Origin of the sequence: Bradyrhizobium sp. USDA 4538 (assembly GCF_024171045.1) — a bacterium.
Taxonomy (GTDB): Bacteria; Pseudomonadota; Alphaproteobacteria; order Rhizobiales; family Xanthobacteraceae; genus Bradyrhizobium; species Bradyrhizobium australafricanum.
In genome coordinates, this window is the sequence record NZ_JALJZE010000001.1 from 5,042,674 (window position 1) to 5,063,891 (window position 21,218).

The following is a 21,218-nucleotide window of genomic DNA, read 5'->3' on the forward strand; positions in this document are numbered from 1 at the left end:
CATTAGCTTATGTGAATCGACACAACTTATGTGAATCGAAGCGCTATGGTGGCGGCTCTGCTCCCGGAGTGGCGAGCCATTGGTCGATCTGGACGGCGCGCTCGGCCTCGCGGGCCTTCTTGAGAAGTCGTTCCCGCTCGGTGCCGGGAGGCAGATGCGAAGCCCTCGCGCGGGCCGCTTCCTCCAGCTGAATGAGGCGGTATGCGAGCGTCGTGGTTTGCTTGAAGCGATTGCGACGTTTCATGTGTGCAATTGGTGTTTCAACCCTGATGTAGGTCCGAACCGCGCTCGTCGTCGTTTGTTCCTATTGAACGGCGGGGCGTGGCCTGTCCTGGTCGCCTCCTTGAGAGCACCATGCGGCGGGCCGGCCAGGGAATGCTGGACATCGGCCGGCAGCGTCGGTCTGCGGGAAGCGAGCCGAGCCGAGCTGAGAACGATCGTTCCCCGTCAGACGCTCGTCGAAGCCAGGGGGATGCGGAAGAGTTCGCTATCGCCCGCATCGCGAACCGAAATGAAATTGCCGTCGCGAACCATCTCCGGCTTTTCGGTCCCGATCCGGTGAGCGATGAAGCTGCCGTGATCCTGGGCGTCCTTGTCGTCGGCACAGTCGTGACCGACGACGTCGTGTGCGGGGATGTCGCCCGCGAGATGGAAGAAGTATCTGGGCATCTAGGTCAGCTTGTCCAAATTGCCGAACGGCTTCGCGGGCGGCGCGTTCTCGGCCTTCTTGATCTGCTGCGCGCCTTCCTTGGCAAGCCTGCCATCGTTGATGATCTCGGCGATGAGCTGCTTGACCCGTCCGCCGATCCTGTCTGCAATGCCTGTCATGGCTTACCCTTGTTCGTGCTGCCGCCCGCGGCCTCTCACGACTGAAGTATCGCTCGTGGAGAATGTTCCTCCGAGGGGTGAGGACCCAGCCATCCAAGAAAGGAACAAATGACTGTCCGGAAGATTGGATCGCCAGCAACGGCCGAGGCTCAGGCCGAGCGGTTGACGCGAGAAATTCAGTGACGAAGCGCCTGACCAGGAAAGAGCAGTTCGATCGATCGAAGATCAACATGCACGATCTGCTTCAGGTGAGATGCTGGACACATGCCCTCGGTGTGTCGCGCGAACAGCTGCGTAAAGCCGTCGAGAAGGTCGGTGACTCAGCCGTGACGGTTCGCAAGGAGCTCGGAATTCCCGAGGAATGACATGGCCACCGTACAGCAGATCCGGGACTACGCGCGGCAGCTCTGGGAGAAGGCCGGAAAGCCCGACGGCAGGGACGAGCAATTCCGGCACGCGGCCGAGGTCGAACTGAATGCGGAGAACGAAAGTCCGGACGCGCCAGCACTGGACCAGCCGAACAAGACGATCATTCCCGGATGAAGCCGGTCTTGCCGCGAGAGGCGTGCCGGCGGCGCGATTGATGGGGATCCTCCATTAGGAACATTGCCATTCTGTCGCGGTTCTCGAAACGCCGCATGGAGCGGTGAGGAGGACGTTATGAAAAGACTGGTTTTGATTTCTGTTGCCGCCGTATTGGCGTCGACGGGCGCTTTTGCCCAGAGCACGATTGTCGGCACGACCGGTGCCGGACATGCCGCCACCGTGCAGATCGAGCCGCAATACCGTACGCGAATCCACAGCTATGTGACCGAACACAAGATCCGTCCCGTCGAGACGCGGGAGAGGATCGTCGTCGGCTCGCCTGTGCCGCGCGAGGTCGAGCTTGAAGCGGTGCCTGCCGATTGGGGCCCGTCGCTCACCAGATATCGCTATGTCTATACCGGCCAGCGCGTGATGCTGGTCGATCCCGACACCCGTACGGTCGTCCAGGAAGTCGAGTGAGGCCGCTCTGATGGCGGGCCGCCAGCAACGGCGGCGGCCCGCCATCAGCCGGAACGCCTGATCCGCGGGACAAGCGCCGTTCGGTCAGGGGTCATCGACCGCGTCGGCCGTCAGAGACCGATGCTGGCGACAGCCGCTTCCGCGATGCCCTTCGCGTCGAGGGCCCCGGTCTTGCCGATCTCGATGACCTTGCGGGCCACGATCTCGCAAAGCGGATCGTTGCGATCGACCAGACCCATCGAATGCAGCGCCAGGCTGAACGCCCTGTTGAAGAGCTCGATTTGCTCCGGCGTGTATTCGTCCGTCTTCAGCAAGCGATTGATCGGCATTGTCGAGCCCCACAGCAAGCAGCCAAGTGACGTGGCTATAGCATGGAACCGTCGCGATCGGCACCCGGCTTTCCCTGCGCCCTCCAGCAGAGGCGAGACGAGAAGCAAAAGCTCGGGCAAATCATGTCGCGAGAATGCGATCGTGTGACCACAAAACCCGCGCCACACACTCAGTGTCGTCCTGGCGAAAGCCAGGACCCATTACCCCAACTCTCAATTGTTGCGCGACGCTGGGGCCACGATCCCGTTCATTACCAAATGCGGTGGTTGATGGTGTGGACGGCCCCCTACGGCATCAGTGTGCCAGAATGAGGTTGTCTAGATCTCATACAAGGGAGCCGTCCGTGAACCAGATTATCCGCATTGGGATTGATACGTCGAAGTATATTTTTGTGCTGCATGGGGTTGATGCGGCGGAGCAGGTGGTGCTGCGCAAGAAGCTGTCGCGCAAACAAGTGCTGGAGTTCTTCGCCAAATTGCCGCCGACTGTGATCGGGATGGAGGCCTGCGGGGCTTCGCAACATTGGGCGCGTCAGCTTTCCAAGCTCGGTCACGAGGTGAAGCTGATGGCACCGCAATTGGTCAAACCCTACGTGATGCGGAACAAGAATGACGGGCGGGATGCAGAAGGCCTGTGTGAAGCGATGAGCCGGCCGAGCATGCGCTTCGTGCCGGTGAAGACGGCCGAGCAGCAGGCCGCGCTGATGCTGATGGGTGTCCGCGACGGATTGATCGTCCGGCGCACCCAGCTGACCAATACGATACGCGGCCACGCGGCGGAGTATGGCCTGATCGCCCCCAAGGGACTGGACGCGATCGAACCACTGCTGGTGCGGATTGCGCAGGACGAGACGCTTCCGGTTCTGGCGCGCGAGCTGTTTGTGGTGCTGGGCCGGGAGCGCGTCAGGCTCGAGGGTGAGTTGGAGGCGGTTGAGGCCAAGCTGATGGCCTGGCACCGCGCCGATGCCACGGGCCGGCGCTTGGCTCAGATCCCCTCGGTCGGTCCGATCGTTGCAACCGCGCTGGTGATGAAGACACCTGATCCGCGCACGTTCCGTTCTGGTCGTCATTTTGCGGCCTGGCTGGGATTGACACCCAAGGACCACTCCACCGCTGGCAAGACCAGGCTTGGCAAGATCACGCGGGCTGGCGATGAGAACTTGCGCCGTCTGCTGGTGGTCGGGGCCACAGCGGTGATCCAGCAGGCCAGGCGGGGACGCGGTCATCACTCGCGCTGGCTGCTGGCCCTGATCAAGCGCAAGCCGCCGAAGCTTGCGGCCGTGGCGCTCGCCAACAAAGTGGCCCGTATCGCCTGGAAGCTGATGGCAACGGGCGAGAGTTACGAGGCGGCACGGATGAATCCCATGACAGCCGCCGCCTAATCGATTAGCCGGCGGGCTCGCTCGCCGGCCGACCGGAGCTGCAAGAGCAGATGGAGCGATCGATCGAGCAACGATGCGAGACAGTCCGCAGGACCCATCGGCTGCCAACAGGCCGCGTGGTTGTTTGGAACTCGCATCGCGCAAACCATCTTGGCCAGCGATCCATTCGATCGCACCCAACAGGCCGGACATATGGATGCAAGCGATCCGATCTCACCAAACAGCTCTTGTGCCACGGGGGCCGTCCACATATGGGTCCTGGCTTTCGCCAGGACGACGATACAGTGTGGTGTGCGCGGTCGCCCGCTCAACGCGCAGCTACGGATCGTGGCAATGTGCTCAGCTCGAGCCAGTCGCCCCGCGCACCACGCGCTTGATCTTGTCGGTGGTGTAGGTCTGCCCGCCGATCGAGAGCAGCGGCGGGGAGGCGGTCAGGTCGACGGAGTCGACGACGCCCTGCACCTCGGTCGAGATGGCGATCGGGTTGCCCTTGGAATCCTTGCCGGTGGCGGTCAGCGTGTAGGTGCCGGCCGGCCATTGCGTGCCGTCATTGCCCTTGCCATCCCAGACGAAGCTGGCATTGCCCTGCTTCAGGCTGAAATTGCCGGAATAGGCGGTCTGGCCGGTCGCGCTGGTGATCGTGATGGTGGCGCTGGTGGCTTGCGGGGACACCAGATTCCAGGTCGCGGATTTGTCGAACTGCGTCTTGCTGCCGTCGACCGCGACCGTGTTGCCGACATAGACCAGCGCCTGGGTCGACTGCGCGCTCTTCTCGATCTCGATCAGCGACTTCAGCTGATCGTTGGATTTCAGCTGCTGCTCGACGCCCGCGAACTGCACCAGCTGCTGGGTGAACTGGTTGGTGTCGAGCGGGTCGAGCGGGTTCTGGTTCTGCAACTGCGTGGTCAGCAGCGTCAGGAAGGTCTGGAAATTGTCGGCGATGCCCTGCGAGGAGGTCGTCAGGCCGCTGCCGCTGCTGCTTCCAGAGTTCGTTCCGTTGCTGGTGCCCGGTGCTGAGACGACGGGCGTCGGCATAGTTGCATCGACTGCCATGGTGAACTCCTTACACTCTGATATCGACGCCGCCGAGGGCGCCGGTTGCACGGCCGTAGGAGCGGCCCGCCGCTGCGGCGGGAACGCTGTCCTCCTCGGTGACGATCAAACGATGGGCGTTCGGATTGGACTGGCCATTGTTGTTTTGGCCTGACTGCGACTGGTCGCGCAGGCTGAACTGCAATCCGCCATTGCCGGTCGAGAGGCCGGCATTGTCGAGCGCGCGCTGCAGCTGGTTGGCATCCTGGCGCAGCATCGACAGCGTTTCCGGACGTTCGACGGTGAGATGCGAGGTGACCTGGCCGTTGCGATCGACATCGATGCGGACATCGATGCGGCCGAGCTCGGCGGGGTCGAGCCGGATCTCGAAGCGACTCTTGCCGCTCTTGGCGGAGGCGGCGATCTGCATCGCAAGCCCGCTGAGCGGCACGGCGGCGCTTTGCGCAGCGTTGGTCACGGTCAATTGTGCGGTCGCAGACGGCGTCGTCTGGGTGGTCGCGGGTTGCGGCTGCAGTGCGTTCGCTGCCTGCGCGCTGGGATCGGGGGTCGTGAGCTGGGTCTGCGCGGCGGCGTGGCCGCCGACCGCCGGTGTCGGCGCGGCATTGCCGTCGCCGCCCGCGTCGGCCTTGATGGCATCGGCGGCACCGTCGGTGGCGGCCTTTGCCTTGCCGGCAACGGCGGCCGGCTGCGCGGCGGCGGGAACGATGTTGGTCGGAGCAGCCTGCGCGGTGTTGGCGCTGCCCGCTGTGGCGCCGTCCTGGTCGGCCGGCATCGTCGCCGTCGCGTCCTTCGTGGTGAGCTGTGTCTTGGCCTGCGCCGTCGTCTTGGTGGCGGGCGTTCCGGCGGCAACCGCGGCGGCGAATGTCGCATCGCCGGTTGCTGTCGCTGCGCCCGATGCCGTTGCCGCATCGCTGGTGGTGATGATCTGCGCGTCGGTCTTGACGCCGGCCGCCTTGGCGACCTTGTCGGCGTTCGCTGTGGTGGCCGCCGCCGCTGCGGTGTCGGCGCCGGCAGGCGCGCCGGTGCCGGCAGCGGCACCAGTGCCGGCGATGGCCGAGCTTGCCGCGATGGCCGCCGCCGCGATCGCGAGCGGTGCGGCCGGCTGGTCGGACGGCGCGGTGGCCGCCGGTGTCGGGGCGGTCGCCGGTGTCGCGGCAACAGGAGCAATCACGGCATTCACAGTTGCCGCACCGGGATCCTGCTGCGCAGCGGCCAGCGTCGCGTCCGGCTTGTCACTGGTCGAGTTCGCATCGGAGCTCGATTTCGAGTCGTCCGATTTCGATTTCGACTTGGTCTTGGACGGCGCGTCGCTGTCGACCTTGTTGTCGTCGCGCGAACTGCCGGAATCCCGCGACGTCCTGTCGGGGCCCGTGCTGGTGTCGCGGGGGCGTGCGTCGGTCGTCGAGGGCGGATCGTCGGACCGCCGCGAGGGCGCCGGCTGGGAGTCGTAGCGGCTGCTGTCGTTTGCGGACGCAGTGTTGCTGTCGACCAGCGCGGCAAAGCCGTCGTTCCCCGCCTGCGAAGCGGGATCGGGCCGCGCCGACCGCTGCGTCGCGCCCTGAAAAGACCGGCCTGCCAATGCTTCCGACGTGACGCTGACCACTGCCAACCCTCGCAAATGAGACTTCCGGCGTTTTGTCAGCAAGGAGTGGGCCAACCAGGGACGGCAATAAATAATGAGTTATTTCAGAAGGTTAGGGGCTGCCTTGGTCGGCTGGAGCGGGTTCCCGGCAGGTCTCCTTTTTGCCCGGCGGCAAGATTTGCCGTCCAGGCGCGGCACGGCACGGCTTCCGCGGATTGCCTCACCGGAATACGGCCTATATTAAAGGTGGCCTCCAACGCGTCCGAACCGACCGAACCGGCCTTGGATGTGTTCTAAGGCTCTCTGGACAAAAGGTTTTTTCCAATATCGTCGCGGAGCGTCTAAGCTCGCCGCGACAGTGACCAATGACCGCTTAAAGATGCTCAACAGTCTGGATCTCGAAGGCCGCCCTGAAGACACACGGATCGTCGTTGCCATGTCCGGCGGCGTCGACTCGTCGGTGACGGCTGCGCTGTTGAAGTCGCAGGGTTACGACGTGGTCGGGATCACGCTGCAGCTCTACGACCATGGCGCCGCGACCCATCGCAAGGGCGCCTGCTGCGCCGGCCGCGACATCCACGACGCGCGCAATGTCGCCGAGCGGATCGGCATCCCGCATTACGTGCTCGACTACGAAAGCCGCTTCAAGCAATCGGTGATCGACAATTTCGCCGACAGCTACGCGCTCGGCGAGACGCCGGTGCCGTGCATCGAGTGCAACCGTTCGGTCAAGTTTCGCGACCTGCTCGCGACCGCGCGCGAGCTCGGCGCGCAGGCGCTCGCAACCGGCCACTATGTCGCCTCGCGGCGGCTTGCCGACGGATCGCGCTCGCTGGTCTGTGCCGCGGATGCCGATCGCGACCAGAGCTATTTCCTGTTCGCGACCACGCGCGAGCAGCTCGACTTCCTGCGCTTCCCGCTCGGTGACATGACCAAGCCGCAGACCCGCGAGCTGGCGCGGCGCTTCGATCTCGAGGTCGCCGACAAGCAGGACAGCCAGGACATCTGCTTCGTGCCGACCGGCCGCTATACCGACATCATCGGACGGCTGAAGCCGAATGCGATCGCGCCGGGCGATATCGTCGATCTCGACGGTCATGTGATCGGCCAGCACCAGGGCATCGTTCATTTCACCGTCGGCCAGCGCAAGGGGCTCGGCATTGCCTCCGGCAGCCCGCTCTATGTGGTCAAGCTCGATGCGGCGACGCGCCGTGTCGTGGTCGGACCGCGCGAGGCACTGCGGATGGATCGCATCGCGCTGCGCGACGTCAACTGGATCGGCGACGGCGCGCTGGATCGCGTGATCGGCGAGGGCATCGAGATCTATGTCCGCGTGCGTTCGACGCGCGCGCCGCAGCCGGCGTGGTTGCGCGCCGTCGATGGCGGCTATGAGGTCGAGCTCGTCGCCGGCGAGGAGGGCGTGTCGCCCGGCCAGGCCTGCGTGTTCTACGACGCGGCCTCCGGGCAGGCGCGTGTGCTCGGCGGCGGCTTCATCAGAAGTGCAAGCGCCAGCCGCGCAATGCGGACCGCGACGCAGGACGCGTTGGCGCCGCTTGCAGAAGCGGTTCGCGGATAGCGCATGATCCGGAAAAGTGGGGACCGGTTTTCCGCGACGATCATGCGCAAACAAGAGTAACGTCGGGGCAGGGGAATGGCTGGGGACATCGACCGCGAAGGGGTCGAAAAGGCGTATGGCCGCTGGGCACCGATCTACGATCTGGTGTTCGGCAAGGTGTTCGATCAGGGCCGTCAGTCGACGATCGCGGAAGCCGACCGGATCGGCGGCCGCGTGCTGGACGTCGGCGTCGGCACCGGGCTCTCGCTGTCGGAATACAAGCGCACCACAAAACTATGCGGCGTCGATATTTCCGAGCCGATGCTGCGGCGGGCGCTCAAGCGCGTGCGCACGCAGGGCCTCAGCAATGTCGAGGCGCTGGCGGTGATGGACGCCAAGAATCTCGCATTTCCGGATGCGTTCTTCGACGCGGTGGTCGCGCAATATGTCATCACCGCGGTGCCGGATCCCGAGGCGACGCTCGACGATTTCATCCGCGTGCTGAAGCCCGGCGGCGAGCTGATCCTGGTCAATCACATCGGCGCCGAGAGCGGCCCGCGCCGCGTCTTCGAGCTCGCCTTCGCGCCGCTGGCGCGGCGGCTCGGCTGGCGTCCGGAGTTTCCGTGGGAACGGCTGACCAATTGGGCGGCGAAGCATGGCGGGGTCAGCCTTGCGGAGCGCCGCCCGATGCCGCCGATGGGGCATTTCTCGCTGATCCGCTTCCGCAAATCGTGAGGTTGCGGCGATTTTGCGAGGGAACATCGGCGCGCCGTCACGGTTTTCTCGTCATGAGGATCAATCGAACACTCGCTTTATCCTGTGTGCTGATGCTGGCACCCGCTGTTGCCGCGGCGCAGGCGCCGCCGACATCAGCCACGCCGCCGGCACAGACCGCGCCGCCGGCGCCGCAGCGCGCCGCCACGAATTGCGCGCCGCAGCAGCAGCCGTCGCATCCGGGTGCTGCAGTGCCGGAGGGAACCACGACCGGGCAGGCCGCCCAGCCGCTGGGCGACAAGCTCGCCAAATCCGATGGCGTGCTGTGCCCGCCGGCCGGTGTCGATCCCGAAATGCGTGCGCCGACCCCGCAAGGCGGCAACACGCCGGTGATTCCGCCGCCCGGCAGCCCCGGTGGCGACCCATCGGTCAGGCCGAAATAGCCCCTGCCTGCAATAAGTTGCTGCCCCGTCCGGGTTTGCTTGACAGGCGCGCATGCCACTCTTTATATGCCGCGCGTTCGCACCCGCGGCTCACCAGCCGCCGATGGCGAGCCCATGGCGGGGTAGCTCAGCTGGTTAGAGCACGGGAATCATAATCCTGGGGTCGGGGGTTCGAGTCCCTCCCCCGCTACCATGCGGCATTCGTCATACCGTCGCGGTTCACCGCCTTATCCAGCCTCCAAAGGGATGGTGCTTTCCACGCGGTCCGCCAGCTCGGGGGCCGGCGCGCTCTGCGGCCAAGGCACGAGTAGCGAGTGAAAGGCTGCCTGGTGTTCAGCTGTCGGGTCGGAGCCGCTGCATCCTCATGCTCGACTCTCGCCGTTTTGATGGCGGTCGTCATTCTAAGAGCTTCGTACGAGTGCGGTGCCTTGGCGACCATTGAGCGAATTAGTGGCGCCAAGCCTCCAGGCCGTCAGCGTCGTACCAAGATACGGCCCAGCAATGCCGTGCTGTACTCGCCGGTGGCCCTCGCCAGATTTCTTGCGCTCGAACTCGGCTGCCCCGCCGGAAAGTTGAAGGGCAGGCTGAGCGTCCAAGGCGCGATGAACCGGAATCCCCAAGAGTCGTCCTTTTGCGGCGGCTTTGAGATCGGTGCGAGTTCGATCTCCTCTGCCTTATGGGCGAAAGGCGAGGATAGCGCGATCTTGCCTTTGATGGGTTGAACGACCGCACCGCCAAGACCGTATTTCAGCATCGAGTAGATGAAATTGCCATCCGGCTGGACGCCCACCAGAGGTTGATCCAGTTTGTCGCGGAGTTGCTTGATGGCGAGATAGCTGTCGATGCCACCGGGCACGCCGTCGCGCTCGAACCAGGTTCTTATGGTGCCGGATGAGCTTCGCATGGAGAAGGAGTCATTATCATCCTGGATTCGTGCGACCTGTTTGTTGAAGCCGTAAAAATTCTGGCCGATCAACGTGGCTGCCAGCGAGCTCACGAACAATTGCGGCATGTAGCTGAACAGGACGTTCTGCAATGAAGGTGCGTTCTTATGGATAACGTCGGGAATCAGCTGGGCGATTTCGAGGTAGTGCGCGCCGCCGAAGGGTAGTGGTCCTGGACGCACGTTGCGTTGCCGGGCAAAGATCAGGACGACATGATGCGGTGGCTCGGGAATAATCTCCGGTGTCTTTTCCGTCTTGCCCTCTGCATCGGACGCCGCGCCGTGATGCGCTGTCTTGATCGTGCTGTGGGGCGCTGGAGGTTCGAGGAGTGTCAGCCCATCGGGTAGCATCTTCTCGAGTTCGCAGCGCGGCCGTTGTTGGACGACGCAAAACGCCTCGATTTCGCCGGTACCGGCGACGGCGTTAGTGGCAAGCTTGCGCAACAGGTCCAATGCCGGCAACAAGGCGGTTGGCAGCGAAACGTCGTCGAAGTCGTTGGCGTTTGGCATGGCAATATCTACTCCTGCAATTGCGGCTGCCGCGGCGCGGCCCGCCATGACCGATGCTTCAATACAACCCGCATTAATACCGGTACGAACCCAGTCGCCGGCGAGAAAGAGATTGTCGACCCCCGACTTGCCGGCCTCCATGCGTTTGAACACGCTGCCGGGAACCGATAGCACATATCGGTCCGAGGGATTGATGTTCACCCTCGGATATTGCGCGAAGAACCGCCTTCGAGTCGGGGGGGAATAAGCACGATAGTCGAAGAATCGCTCCCACCGAATGGCATGGCCGGGGCCTTCAATTCCGGGCCATAGGAAGTGAAGGTTGCTCTCGACCCAGTGCAGCATCCTTCGCCTTTGCCGCGCGAGCATCCTGGCCGGATAACTGTGTTTGCAGAACGGGGGCGGCGGATTCAGGGGATCGTCGACCAGGGAGCCAACGAAATATGCCAACCCCTTGGGAGGCGGGTGAGGCCATTTTTCCAGTGGCAACATCAGGCTGAGGTCGGCCCAGGTATCGAGCGGCAATACGAATCCCGAAAGAGCCGTTCGATCCTGCTTGCAACCGAGCTCTCGCATGCCGACGTTTGTCCATGCCTGAAAGGCTACCGTCGCCGTCGTCTTGATGGCATCGACCATCTCTCGCCAGCCGGGCGTGTGGCAGATCAGGTCGCTGCATATCGTGCAAAATGCGCCGATGCCGATGCCGAGCACGACATCGTCGAAATCCCTCCCTCGCAGCAGCTTTCGGGGAGGGGCGACGCCGGGCCACTTCGTCCACGCCGATTCCAGGTCTATTCTTTGGTCCCGCAGATCCTGTCCTTGGACCAGCTGACAGTAGTCTGGATGGGAAGGCCAGCTCGGGATTGTGCCATCTGCGCCGATCCAGATCAGCGGATCGTAAGAATTGCCGGAGTGGGTGGTCGCCTGCACGGTGGTGTCGATGAACTCGATCGAAGCTTTGTCTTGAGACAGTCCGATGTGCTCGACCTTGGTAAAGAATTCGAATTTGACATGGCGTTTCGTGAGGACCTGGTAGAGCGGAGCGAACAGCAGCTCGCCCATGGTCGCCTTGAGAAGGTAGAAGAACGACCCGCGATATGTGAAGAGCAGTTTCAACAGGATGCGGGTGCCGGTGCCTGCCGCCACATTCCTGCAGGGAATGACATTCCCGTATCTATCCGTGTGGCGGCTACCGAAGAACCCGAACACATAATCATAGCAGCCACGGATAATGGCGGAATCCAGCGTCGAATCCGAGCAACCGTTCGACCTCATCCAATCGGTCCACTCCTGATGGTCGATGCAGTCGAAGCCCTGCCACAGCACGCCGTCGCTCAACATGCCGATCGCGATCGTCAGAGCGACCTCCGCCACGATCTCGCGCGGGTCGCGAGACATGACGGCTGACGCCGGCTTGTCGCAGAGCCGAGTCCGCGCATGCCTTAGTATCGTCTGTAGTTCGGCGGCGTCACTCGGGCTGACCGCCCTGGGATCCTGCGGCAGGATATCGATCTTCGCCCGCGCCGTTCTGAACGGACCGTCGGTTGTTCCGGCCGCCACGGCGGAGTGCTGGGTCCCCGCCGGCCATTGGTCGGTGAAACCAGCGATCGACTGGCTCTGCTGCACCGAGCATTCGAGCAGGGAGCGCAGAAAATCGACGAGCGAGACTGCGGGACGCGGCGTGCCCGGAATTCCTTCATGGGGTGGAATGTCGATAGTCCATGAAGTCCAACCGGAATTGAACGGCTCCATGAGCACGGATCGATCGAGGCCCTCGAAGGCGTTCTCGCGTGATCCGAACGGCGGGCTGAGATCGAGATCGTTCATCGCGGCATAAAGCCGGTCGACCAGTTCGAATGCGTTATCGTAGAAACCGGTCCAGACATGAAGTCCGTGTTCTTCGGCGCGATATCCTTTCTCCTTGTCGCGGCCGACCGCTCCCTTGCCGCCAAGCCGCCAGCCGATCGTGTAGACGGTGATGTCGAACAGCTGATGCTGCGGATCCTGTTCCGTCAGCTCGAACGCCGCGCTGAGCGCCGCGACACCGCCTCCCAGGATTGCAATCTTTCTGAGCGCCATGCGGCCGATCCTCATTCAGCGGGAGCGGGCGCGCAGCTGCGCATAACATCACAGAGAGACACAAATTGTCGGGTAGCGTGAAGGAAACGCTCGCCGGGAATTTCGAGCTCTGCGCCGGTGATCGCGCGCGCCGCCTGCATTCCCGAGATCACGGCTGTTTCAACGCATTCGGTGTTGAAGCCGGTGTCGATCCAGGTTCCGGCGAGGTACAGGTGCTTGAAGCCGGACTCGTCGGTCTTCAGGCGCCAGGCGCTGGTGCCGGCCGCGGTCGCGACACAGCAGTCCCAGGGACTGATATTGGCTTTGACGTGCTGAGCCCTGATCCGGCGATAGCCGTGGCGATCCTGATCGTCGTAAAGCACGGTCCAGTCAAACGCACCATTCGTCATCACCTTCGGCCAGATGAATTTGGCCTTGTGCTCGAGCCAATCCAACGTCTTGAGATAGGCGAGCAGATTTGCCACCTCCTGGGCATGCCGGCTTGTCTGCGGCGCTGCGTACAATTTCGAAGGGAAGACGTCACAGAGGTAGTGAAGCGAGTAGGGAGGGTCGCGGCGCTCATACCGCAGGAGCTGGAACATGTCCGCCCAGATGTCGAGAGGATTGGGGCCTGACACCAGCGCGGGCTTTTGTCCGGACCAGCCGAGGCCGGCAAGCGAGCGCGTGCTCCAGAGCTGAACTGCGATGCTGGGCACCAGGCGAAGCTTTGCCGCCATATTCCAGAAGCCGGTGCTGTAGTTGTAAAGGTCGTCGAACGGCTCGTGCTTTGCTTCAATGCCAGATAGGCCTGGTCCGGGCGGTCGCTCGACACTCTTGTTGCCCGTGAACTTCTTGAAAGCGCCGAGCGGTATCGCCAGGACGACATCGTCGAAATCGTCGACGCGTGTCTTTACGTCGGTGCCGACCCGCTCGTTGCACCAGAACGATTCAAAATCAACGCAGCCGTTCGGGGGCACGTCGAGGTGAAGCCAGTCGGGTTGGCTGCTCCAGCCGGACAGTCCATCGCCAATCGGCACGGTCCATTCATAGCCGGACTTCGGTATCGCCTGCACGTCAAAGTGCAGTGAATCGACGGATCGCCCATCCGACGAGACCCTGATATCGGTCAGTTTGTGAAAGAACCGAAACTCGACGTCTCGCTGCTTGAGTATCTCGAACAGGGGAGCGACAATCACTTCGCCCGCACCGGCCTGCAGCTCCCACGCCACGGCTCCCTGATAGGTTCCGAGTGCTCGAAGCAGGACCTGGACCGCGGTTCCTGCGCCGTAGCTCGCGTTGGCGATGTCTCCGTCCGGATACTGAAACATCGTGTCGTAGAGCGCTCTCACCATTGGCGACTGCTTGACCAGTAAGGGCTCGGCGCCATGACGAACCAACCAGCGGCGAAAGTCCTCGCCGTCCATCTGCTGGATGGATCGTTGCTCAATCACGATGTCGTCGAAAATGCCGTCCACCAGCGGCCACGCTAGTCGCAAGGCCTGGTCGAACAAGTGACCGGCTGCGGTATTCGCAAAGGTCATATGACAACTGGCGCCAGCAGCGCCCTGAAGCACCCGGCGGACTAATTCCATGTCCGCGGGGCCAAACGAGATCATGTCTTCGTCGAGATGCAACAGCCATGCCGAGGCAATCTCCAGACAGGTCCTTGCCGTCACCACACCGAGTAGTCTTGAGGGGGGAAACCGCGGGTCGTCGCGCATTTTTATCGTTTCGATCGAAACTTCGTCGAGCTTGACGATCGGCGAGTCTGACCCGAGCGCATAGTCGTGGAAGTCGATCAACAGCCCTATCGCGTGCGACAGACAATTGGCGATGCTGAGGTCAGCCGGTTCTCTGCCGGGTATACCGACTTTCTTCGATGTCGGGAAGTTGACGTCATACACGGTCGGCTTGGCCCCATCGGGATCGCCGATCGGCGTGTAAGCCTGTGGGAGAATCAAGGTGTTCAAATCGACTCTCGCTCCCTTCCGCGGCAAGTTTCGGTAAACCTCAGCCAACATCTGGAAAGCGTTCAGGTAGTGGCCGAACCAGATATGCAGGCCATGCTCGATGTTGCGGCCCTGCGCATCGCGCCCGCTGGCGCACTTGCCTCCGAGCCGCCATCCCAGCTGATAGACCGTGACGTGATATTGCTTGCGCAATTCCGATGTAAGGCTGAGCTGATAGGCGGCGGAAAGTCCCGCCATTCCGCCGCCCACGATGATGATGCGGCGCTGGCTCAAGCCTGTCTCCATTGCGACGACGGCGATGGATGGACACGTTTCAGTTCGGCGAGCTCCTTGGCGGCGCCGAGGCGTTCAAAGATGTCGGCCGCCTGCCGCAGGCGAGACTCACGCTCAGGATCGCTCGCGCTGGTCGCAAGGCCGGTTCGATAGATCGCCTGCGCCTGCTCGCGGGGGGTTTGCAGCAGCTCGGCCACTTCGGCGGCGCGCTTCCAACTCTCGAGCGCCCGCGCCGGTTGACCGGTCAGGAAGCACAATCGGCCGTTCATTAACAGACTGTAGAGACGGCAGATCGGCGATGTTCGAGCCAGCCGGGAAAGCTCCCGGCACGCCAGCTTCGCCTGGCTTTGAATGTTCGAAGAGACTGCGCCGGAAGCTTGCTCCCAATGGCTCAGTAAGACATCGGCGATTCCTGCCGGCCCGAAGGCATATCCGCCCCACACAACGCCGCATTCGCGCAAGATCGGAAGTCCCCGTTCCGCAAGCTCCAGGGCGACCGCGGCCTCGCCGCGCTCGAGGTAGCCGGCCGCGGCCACGCCGGTGCAAAGCAATTGTTCCGTGCGGATCAACCGCTGGCCCGCCAGCGCTTTCAGTTTGTCGAGGCATCCGGTATCGGCCCCGCCCCGGGTGATGTCGATCAATGCCCGTAAGGAAAGACTCCAAGCGCGGATCTGCGGCGGGGAATCGTCGGAGAGTTCCGCGAACAGCCTGGCAAGCCGCTCGTCGGCGAGCGAAATATATCCCCGCAACAGCGCGATGAAGATCAACATCGTCTCGCTGTTCTGCGCACGCTTTCGGTCTCCCAGGCGCTCGTAACAACGTCTTGCATGTTCGCCATGCGCCTCGGCATTGTCCCATTCGGCGAGGCCATAAGAGAGAACGCCGAGCACGAGTCGGACCCGCGCGATCTCGGGCAGCGAGCCGTAACCTTCCGCAAGTTGGATCGCGCGCGCTGCGTAGCTGCGACCGATCCCCACCATGCCGGACATCCCCATTCCGAGCGCCAGCGCGCTGTATCCTCGAATCGTCTCCGGGGTCGCGCCGCATTTTTCGGCCAGGTTCAACGAGGCCAGGGTTCCGTTGAGCACGGCCAGCGAGTCATTCTGGTAGAAATACTGCTCCGACAGAAATTCGTGCATATGAGCGACGCGCTGCATGTCGGACCTGTCCTGCTCAGCCAGGGCCACTTGTTTCGACGAAGTGTACCGTAACCTCAACTGGGTTGCGGCGTTGCGAACAAGCGCGCCGATTCGTTCGGTCTTGCTCACCGGGAGACGATGACCAAGCAACTCCATCGCGCGGTGGTAGTGGTTGGCGGAGCTCTCGTAGTCCGACAATTCGTGACAAGCGTCACCGAGGATGACCTCCCAAGCCGCCTTGCGGCTGCGTCCGATCTGGATTGCTTCGCGCTGCGTGAGATCGAATAGCTTCTCCACGTAACGGATCGCTTCGCGATTTGCCGAGTTGTTGCGCGACTGTTGCGCCGCAAGCTCGAGGTAAGTGATCGCCCGCAACGGCTCGCCGCCAAGCTCGAGATGCCTTGCCAGGCGCGCATAATTCGGTTGCAGCTCCTCGGCGTGATGCTGCTCGATGAAGCCGGCAATCCGCCGATGGAGGGTTTTTCGCTGCGCAAAAGACAAGACATGATAGGCAACCTCCATCGTTATGGAGTGCCTGAACACAAAGGAAAGTGGCCGCGTATCGCGATCGAGTTGCAGGAAGTCAAATTCGATCAATCGGCGGATGCATTCCGCCTTGGTGGCAGCGGACAACTCCGGGACGATTTGATCCAGCAGCTCGGAGGAGAAGGCGTCGCCGACTGCGCTGGCGGCCTTGAGCACCAGCTGGTCGTCGAGCGATAGCAGGTCGATCCGGCTGACGATTGCGCGTTCAACGCTGGTCGAGAGCGAGATACTGGAATCGGCGAGGCTCTGTTCATCGAACGAACATATCCCCCGCGTAACCTGAATCTTTCCAGTGTCCCTGAGCGCGAGCGCGAGCTCCTCGCTGAAGAACGGATTTCCACTGGCATGACCGTAGACATATCGCACCAGTTCCGGCGGAACCTCGGACGATCTCAGGCGCCGCTTCACCAGCAGCCGCACGTCGTCGCGCGACAGCCGGTCGAGCCGCAGCTGCAGCGATGAGGCGAGTTCGACGGCAAGACGCTGCTCTGCGATCGCTGTCGTCTGGGTCCGCTGAGTAACCACGATCAGGAAGTCCGAAAGCCGGCGCGCGACGGCGCCAAGCAGTTCGATCGAGGGGCCGTCGAACCAGTGGACGTCCTCCATCAGGAGGATGCGAACGCTCGATCGGCGAAGGATGAAGATCACGAGTTCTTCGATCGCGCTCGCGCGAGCCGAGCCGACGATCTGTTCAGTGAAGGCGAATTCGGAAAATCCCAGTGGAATGACTTCTTCGAGCAGCGGAAGCCAATTCAGCAGCGACTCGTTTTCGAGCAGCGCTTCCGACAATTCGCGTCGAACCCGCGGTCCGTCGCCCGGTCCTTCAAACTGCAAGATCTGCCGCAATACGGCGCGCCACACGAAATAGGGCGTCGATCTTTCGATCGCCGTGGCATTTGCAACCAGGACGGCGTGATTGTCGGCCTGCGCCGATCCGATGAAGTCTTCGAGTAGGCGCGATTTTCCGATGCCGGCTTCGCCTGCAATGAGGACGAGCTTACCGGTTCCCGTCTTCAGACCGTCGAGACAGCTCCTGAGCATCGCGGTTTCGCTGATGCGGTCGATGATGGTGCGCCGGGGTGGAGCATGGAAATCGTCGGTCACTGCCGCCGGACTGAACGCCAGCATCGATGCGCCCGTCCCCTTGACCTGGAGATGTGGCAGCAGATTGAACACGATCCTGCGCCCGACGGCCTGGGCCGTCGTGGCGTCGCAGACGATGTCGCCCTGTGCGGCCTCGGCGAAATGCGCGGCCACATTGATCGCCTGCCCAAAAATCCCGAATGTCCTTTGATGGAGGCCGCCATAATTGCTGCAGAACAGGCGGCCGGTCGCCAGGCCGACAGAAATCGGAATGGCCTTCGCTTCCAGCTGGCGACGGAGGCGCAGACACGCCTCGACTGCCCTGAAGGGATCGTCTTCGTGGGCAAGCGGAGCCAATCCGAAGACGAGCGTGAGAGTCAGGCCCTTGTCGTCCATCAGGACCTGATGAACGGTTCCCTCGAGCCGTTCGGCGATTTGCTGGACGTCAACGACGAAGGCCTGCAGTCTCGTCAAGAAATCATCATCGAAATTGAAATCGGGGAGGCCGACCCGCGCCACTGTGAGCGTGCGAAACTCGCCGACCCAGTCGCTGGCATCGGCCTTGCCCGTGTGGCTTCCGAAGATGGTGCGGTCTATCGGTGCGACGGCATCAGGCGAGTTCATTCCAAGGAGCCGTGCTCCATAGGGCATGGGCTCGAGTTCGCACGAGCCCGTCAACAGCCGCGCGGCGTTTGCACACAACGCGATGTCGCCGATCGCGGCTTTCTGATAAGCGAGGCCGATGCGATAAAAGGGTTCTCCGGCTGCAACATAGTGCCATTTGTCCTGCCAGCCGCCGAGCCTGCAGAAGAACACTTCGCCGGTTTCCACCGCCGTGCGCGCACTGATCGCTTCTCGGCCCGGCCCGGCGGTCATGGCCTGTCGCAGCGCAAGGCCGCAGCGCACGGCCTGCGCGGTAGCGACGGCAGCGTCCGGATCGACCCAAATCGCGAGAATGGCGTCACCGGCGAAAGCGACGATGTCGCCTCCCTCTGAATCAATCACGTCGGCCAGTATCGCAAAGCAATCGTTGATGAAGTAGGTAAGGCTTTCAGCGCCGTCGCCGGCAGCGCGGTCGGTCTTCGCTGTGAAGCCGGCAATGTCGATAAGCAGCACTGCCGCGGTCCGGGCGTCCGCGCGAGGGTTGTTGGACCACTCCTGAGACCGGAGGCGTGCATTCACCCATTTTGGCGTGTGGGCGGCTTGCTCCCTCGCGACAGCTCCGGCAGGCATTGCACGACCTCGGCTCAATGGAGCCGGAATGGAACCCTGTCTTGGAGAGAAAATCAACAAACCTGCGGTTCTCGGACCGCCGGAGACCGTCAGCGGTCTTGTCCAATGTCTAAAATGCCTTTTATCACTTCGGCTGCATGCGGGCTGTGGGGTGGTTCACAATGATCGTCAAACTTCGGGTCCGTTCGTGATCCGGAAAAAAAGCGACCACAGGCGATGACCTTGTCACTCACACGCATGTCGACGTGCAGATGAAGGGCTGGCCGAGCCGTGCGCATGACGCGACGCGAACGCGCGCCAAAGGACGGTGACTGGCTCTCTTGGCTTTCCAATCTTCATGAGGCTGCGCCTTCTGAACAAGCTCGACTTCCAAATTGAGGCTCAACCCATTGAAAACACTGGAGCGGGAAATGACGTGGCGATCCCGGCAGGAGGGATATCCCAAGCAAATTCAATGGCATGGACTGGATAACCTCGCGAATGCCGCCATTGCCTAGCGTTTTCGTTGCGGTGGCCACCGTGTTCGTCGCTGAAGGGGATATCAGCGCGAACAAAACGGACTAGCCGTTCTGCCCGTCGCGGGGTGCTGCCCGGCTGCAGGGATTGGATGGCTTTCAGTGCTGTGGGTTGACCAGGATCGGCTTACTGGTCGGGGCTGCCAGCCCGTCTCCGTGGGCCGTTCGCACGTCTCGATGCTTGCCGAAATTTGCGGAAATCTCCCTTGCGACGGGCGACCCGTGAAGGTCACCGACGCTCCCCGACCTCTCCCGACTGGCGGGTCGCAGGCGATACATTCTCGAACCGGTGCGCTTGCCAGCCTATGCTCAAGCCGAGCTGTCCTGCCGCCATCACCGCAGCCCGGGCCAAGATCCCTCCGTAGGTGGGGTAGGCTAGCCGCGACGTTCAGCCGCTTCGTGTCTGCGACCCAACCCACCGCCACAACCGCAAGCGAGGCTTCAGCATCCAACCGGGCTCCATTCTTCGTAAAGACCATGCGCACGCCAGCGGGTGTCTTCGCGAACGCCTCGATGGTGCCGAAACTCTCGTATCCTGAGCGTTATGGTGTCATTTGTCACTGCCTCGCAGCTCATGCCGATGCTTGCGATTTTGTTGAATCGAGAGAAGCGATGCCGTCACCCGCAACGTCGACAATCGAGCGTCTGCGTTGTGAAATTCAACCTGAGGTTAGTTAGCCCTCCGGACATGGCCGAAGACTCCTTCGCCTTTGTTTTGACGGACAGGAGTGTGACGAATGCTGCCAAGAGAGTAGCGAAGCTCCGGCCGGCAATCCCGGTATGCATCGAGGTGAGCAATGAGTTCATTCGAGGCTTTCCCGACAGCTCTGCACGACCGCCACTTGGGAGGGGTGTCGTGTGAGATGGCTGCCCACAGCGCCAGGCCGGGAGATCCAATCTCGCAACGCAAGCGGACGTCGATTCGACCGGTCTGGTTATGCATCTTGGCGCTGGCGGTGGCCGCGTTCGGCTGCGGCGCCCTTCACGCCCAAGCGGCCGCGGCGCCCGACAAGGAATTAGTCGTGGCGACCAAGCAGGCCCCTCCATTTGCCATCAAGCAGCCGGATGGGAGTTGGAGCGGTATGAGCATCGCGCTCTGGAAAAGGATCGCCGATCAGGCACACCTGCGTTTTCGCCTGGTCGAAACCCAGAGCGTGCCGGATTTGCTGGACGGCGTCGCAAACGGCAGATTCGATGTTGGCGTCGCGGCGGTCACAGTGACTGCCGAGCGTGCGCGCAAAGTCGATTTTACGCAGCCGTTCTACAACACCGGGCTCGGCGTTGCGGTACCGGTCAACGAAAACCCCTGGCTCGCGATCGGGCGGGCGCTTCTCTCTTTCGGATTCTTCCAGGCCGTCGCGGTGCTGCTTGGTTTCGCAATGGCGGTCGGATTCCTGATCTGGATGCTGGAACGGCGCAAAACGGAGCACTTCGGTGGCGGCGCCAAGGGACTCGGCTCCAGCTTCTGGTGGTCGACCATCGCCATGACGCAAGCCGGGGCCGCTCAGAATGCGCCGACAACCCTCCCCGGCAGGATCGTCGCAATGGGATGGATGATCGCTTCCGTGATCGCGATTGCGGTGTTCACCGCCGGTATCACCTCCACCCTGACGCGCAGAGGGCTCGAGGGCGCCGTTCACGGCTTCAACGACTTGCGGTCCGTGCGCGTCGGCGCGGTCGCGAACTCCGCGACGACCGACTACCTCGCTCGTCAGCGGCTTTCGTTTAGAACGTTTCCGGACATCCAAGGCGGCCTCTCCGCGCTGGGGCGTGGGACAATCGATGCCTTTGTTCATGACAAGCCGTTGCTGACCTGGATGGTTCGCAGCGACTTCCCGGCCTCGGCTCGCGTCGTCGATACCAGCTTCAGCAGCGAGAGCTATGCGATCGTGCTGCCCAAAGACAGCGCCTTGCGGCCGATGCTCGATCTCGCCGTACTCGATCAAATCGAAGGTGATTGGTGGCAGCAGACGGTGTTCGAGACGCTTGGAAACGCTCAATCTCGCTGACGATACCTGCGAGGAGCCCGGTCCGTTCAGCGCTGTCAGAGTCTCATC

General features: G+C 62.6%; 17 protein-coding genes and 1 tRNA gene. 9 read left to right on the top strand and 9 right to left on the bottom strand.

The annotated features are described in order from the left end of the window. Positions 1-43 precede the first annotated feature (43 nt). From J2R78_RS22850 to J2R78_RS45400, 3 genes are all read right to left on the bottom strand, one after another. A complete protein-coding gene (locus J2R78_RS22850; protein WP_057017332.1) occupies positions 44-244 on the bottom strand; it encodes a hypothetical protein in 201 nt (66 codons plus the stop codon). Between the two features lie 203 nt (positions 245-447). Then, positions 448-669 (bottom strand): DUF6894 family protein, encoded by a 222-nt coding sequence (locus J2R78_RS45395; RefSeq protein WP_028333448.1) that lies wholly within the window; start codon positions 667-669, stop codon positions 448-450. After that, the gene (locus J2R78_RS45400; protein ID WP_375167052.1) at positions 670-828 is read right to left on the bottom strand and encodes a hypothetical protein; all 159 of its coding nucleotides are present in this window, start codon (positions 826-828) and stop codon (positions 670-672) included. It lies immediately after the preceding gene. A gap of 179 nt (positions 829-1,007) precedes the next feature. Between J2R78_RS45400 and J2R78_RS22860 the strand changes: the two genes are divergently transcribed. From J2R78_RS22860 to J2R78_RS22870, 3 genes are all read left to right on the top strand, one after another. Next, positions 1,008-1,193, top strand: a complete 186-nt coding sequence (locus J2R78_RS22860; protein ID WP_028333447.1) for a DUF3606 domain-containing protein — start codon at positions 1,008-1,010, stop codon at positions 1,191-1,193. A 1-nt stretch (position 1,194) separates the two neighbouring features. Continuing rightward, positions 1,195-1,371 (top strand): DUF2934 domain-containing protein, encoded by a 177-nt coding sequence (locus tag J2R78_RS22865; RefSeq protein ID WP_253606930.1) that lies wholly within the window; start codon positions 1,195-1,197, stop codon positions 1,369-1,371. A 117-nt stretch (positions 1,372-1,488) separates the two neighbouring features. Continuing rightward, on the top strand, positions 1,489-1,833 hold the full coding sequence (locus J2R78_RS22870; RefSeq protein ID WP_092089173.1) for a DUF1236 domain-containing protein: 345 nt from the start codon (positions 1,489-1,491) through the stop codon (positions 1,831-1,833). 110 nt (positions 1,834-1,943) lie between these two features. Here J2R78_RS22870 and J2R78_RS22875 read toward each other — a convergent pair whose 3' ends face one another. Continuing rightward, positions 1,944-2,162 carry a hypothetical protein gene (locus J2R78_RS22875; RefSeq protein WP_225161433.1) on the bottom strand — a complete coding sequence of 73 codons (219 nt, stop codon included), beginning with the start codon at positions 2,160-2,162 and terminating at the stop codon, positions 1,944-1,946. 344 nt (positions 2,163-2,506) lie between these two features. Here J2R78_RS22875 and J2R78_RS22880 point away from each other — a divergent pair, with 344 nt between their 5' ends. Then, positions 2,507-3,544 carry an IS110 family transposase gene (locus J2R78_RS22880; protein ID WP_253605065.1) on the top strand — a complete coding sequence of 346 codons (1,038 nt, stop codon included), beginning with the start codon at positions 2,507-2,509 and terminating at the stop codon, positions 3,542-3,544. A 339-nt stretch (positions 3,545-3,883) separates the two neighbouring features. Here the strand turns inward: J2R78_RS22880 and J2R78_RS22885 are convergent, their stop codons facing one another. Then, a complete protein-coding gene (locus J2R78_RS22885; protein ID WP_016844363.1) occupies positions 3,884-4,597 on the bottom strand; it encodes a flagellar hook assembly protein FlgD in 714 nt (237 codons plus the stop codon). A gap of 10 nt (positions 4,598-4,607) precedes the next feature. Next, on the bottom strand, positions 4,608-6,215 hold the full coding sequence (locus J2R78_RS22890; protein ID WP_253606931.1) for a flagellar hook-length control protein FliK: 1,608 nt from the start codon (positions 6,213-6,215) through the stop codon (positions 4,608-4,610). Between the two features lie 343 nt (positions 6,216-6,558). Here J2R78_RS22890 and mnmA point away from each other — a divergent pair, with 343 nt between their 5' ends. From mnmA to J2R78_RS22910, 4 genes are all read left to right on the top strand, one after another. Continuing rightward, a complete protein-coding gene (mnmA, locus tag J2R78_RS22895) occupies positions 6,559-7,755 on the top strand; it encodes a tRNA 2-thiouridine(34) synthase MnmA (RefSeq protein ID WP_253606932.1) in 1,197 nt (398 codons plus the stop codon). 75 nt (positions 7,756-7,830) lie between these two features. After that, positions 7,831-8,469 carry a class I SAM-dependent methyltransferase gene (locus J2R78_RS22900; protein ID WP_028333443.1) on the top strand — a complete coding sequence of 213 codons (639 nt, stop codon included), beginning with the start codon at positions 7,831-7,833 and terminating at the stop codon, positions 8,467-8,469. 53 nt (positions 8,470-8,522) lie between these two features. Continuing rightward, positions 8,523-8,891 (top strand): hypothetical protein, encoded by a 369-nt coding sequence (locus tag J2R78_RS22905; protein WP_253606933.1) that lies wholly within the window; start codon positions 8,523-8,525, stop codon positions 8,889-8,891. Between the two features lie 116 nt (positions 8,892-9,007). Further along, positions 9,008-9,084: transfer RNA gene (locus J2R78_RS22910), tRNA-Met, on the top strand. 279 nt (positions 9,085-9,363) lie between these two features. Here J2R78_RS22910 and J2R78_RS22915 read toward each other — a convergent pair. The 3 genes from J2R78_RS22915 to J2R78_RS22925 are packed head-to-tail and all read right to left on the bottom strand — an operon-like array spanning position 9,364 to position 18,529. Further along, positions 9,364-12,423, bottom strand: coding sequence for an NAD(P)-binding protein (locus tag J2R78_RS22915; RefSeq protein ID WP_253606934.1), 3,060 nt, complete (start codon positions 12,421-12,423; stop codon positions 9,364-9,366). A gap of 11 nt (positions 12,424-12,434) precedes the next feature. After that, a complete protein-coding gene (locus tag J2R78_RS22920) occupies positions 12,435-14,645 on the bottom strand; it encodes an FAD/NAD(P)-binding protein (protein WP_253606935.1) in 2,211 nt (736 codons plus the stop codon). Next, positions 14,642-18,529 carry an AAA family ATPase gene (locus J2R78_RS22925; protein ID WP_253606936.1) on the bottom strand — a complete coding sequence of 1,296 codons (3,888 nt, stop codon included), beginning with the start codon at positions 18,527-18,529 and terminating at the stop codon, positions 14,642-14,644. Before J2R78_RS22925 ends, J2R78_RS22920 begins: the two co-directional genes overlap by 4 nt. 1,576 nt (positions 18,530-20,105) lie before the next feature. On the opposite strand from J2R78_RS22925, the gene J2R78_RS22930 reads away from it, so the two are divergent. After that, entirely contained in the window at positions 20,106-21,170 is a 1,065-nt protein-coding gene (locus J2R78_RS22930) for a transporter substrate-binding domain-containing protein (RefSeq protein WP_253606937.1), read from the top strand. Positions 21,171-21,218: the final 48 nt, after the last annotated feature.

What these genes read in the sequence shown, in the direction of transcription:
- J2R78_RS22850 (WP_057017332.1), bottom strand. Translation starts at nt 244, where the DNA reads ATGAAACGTCGCAATCGCTTCAAGCAAACCACGACGCTCGCATACCGC.
- J2R78_RS45400 (WP_375167052.1), bottom strand. Translation starts at nt 828, where the DNA reads ATGACAGGCATTGCAGACAGGATCGGCGGACGGGTCAAGCAGCTCATC.
- J2R78_RS22905 (WP_253606933.1), top strand. Translation starts at nt 8,523, where the DNA reads ATGAGGATCAATCGAACACTCGCTTTATCCTGTGTGCTGATGCTGGCA.
- J2R78_RS22870 (WP_092089173.1), top strand. Translation starts at nt 1,489, where the DNA reads ATGAAAAGACTGGTTTTGATTTCTGTTGCCGCCGTATTGGCGTCGACG.
- J2R78_RS22885 (WP_016844363.1), bottom strand. Translation starts at nt 4,597, where the DNA reads ATGGCAGTCGATGCAACTATGCCGACGCCCGTCGTCTCAGCACCGGGC.
- J2R78_RS22875 (WP_225161433.1), bottom strand. Translation starts at nt 2,162, where the DNA reads ATGCCGATCAATCGCTTGCTGAAGACGGACGAATACACGCCGGAGCAA.
- J2R78_RS22915 (WP_253606934.1), bottom strand. Translation starts at nt 12,423, where the DNA reads ATGGCGCTCAGAAAGATTGCAATCCTGGGAGGCGGTGTCGCGGCGCTC.
- J2R78_RS22865 (WP_253606930.1), top strand. Translation starts at nt 1,195, where the DNA reads ATGGCCACCGTACAGCAGATCCGGGACTACGCGCGGCAGCTCTGGGAG.
- mnmA (WP_253606932.1), top strand. Translation starts at nt 6,559, where the DNA reads ATGCTCAACAGTCTGGATCTCGAAGGCCGCCCTGAAGACACACGGATC.
- J2R78_RS45395 (WP_028333448.1), bottom strand. Translation starts at nt 669, where the DNA reads ATGCCCAGATACTTCTTCCATCTCGCGGGCGACATCCCCGCACACGAC.
- J2R78_RS22900 (WP_028333443.1), top strand. Translation starts at nt 7,831, where the DNA reads ATGGCTGGGGACATCGACCGCGAAGGGGTCGAAAAGGCGTATGGCCGC.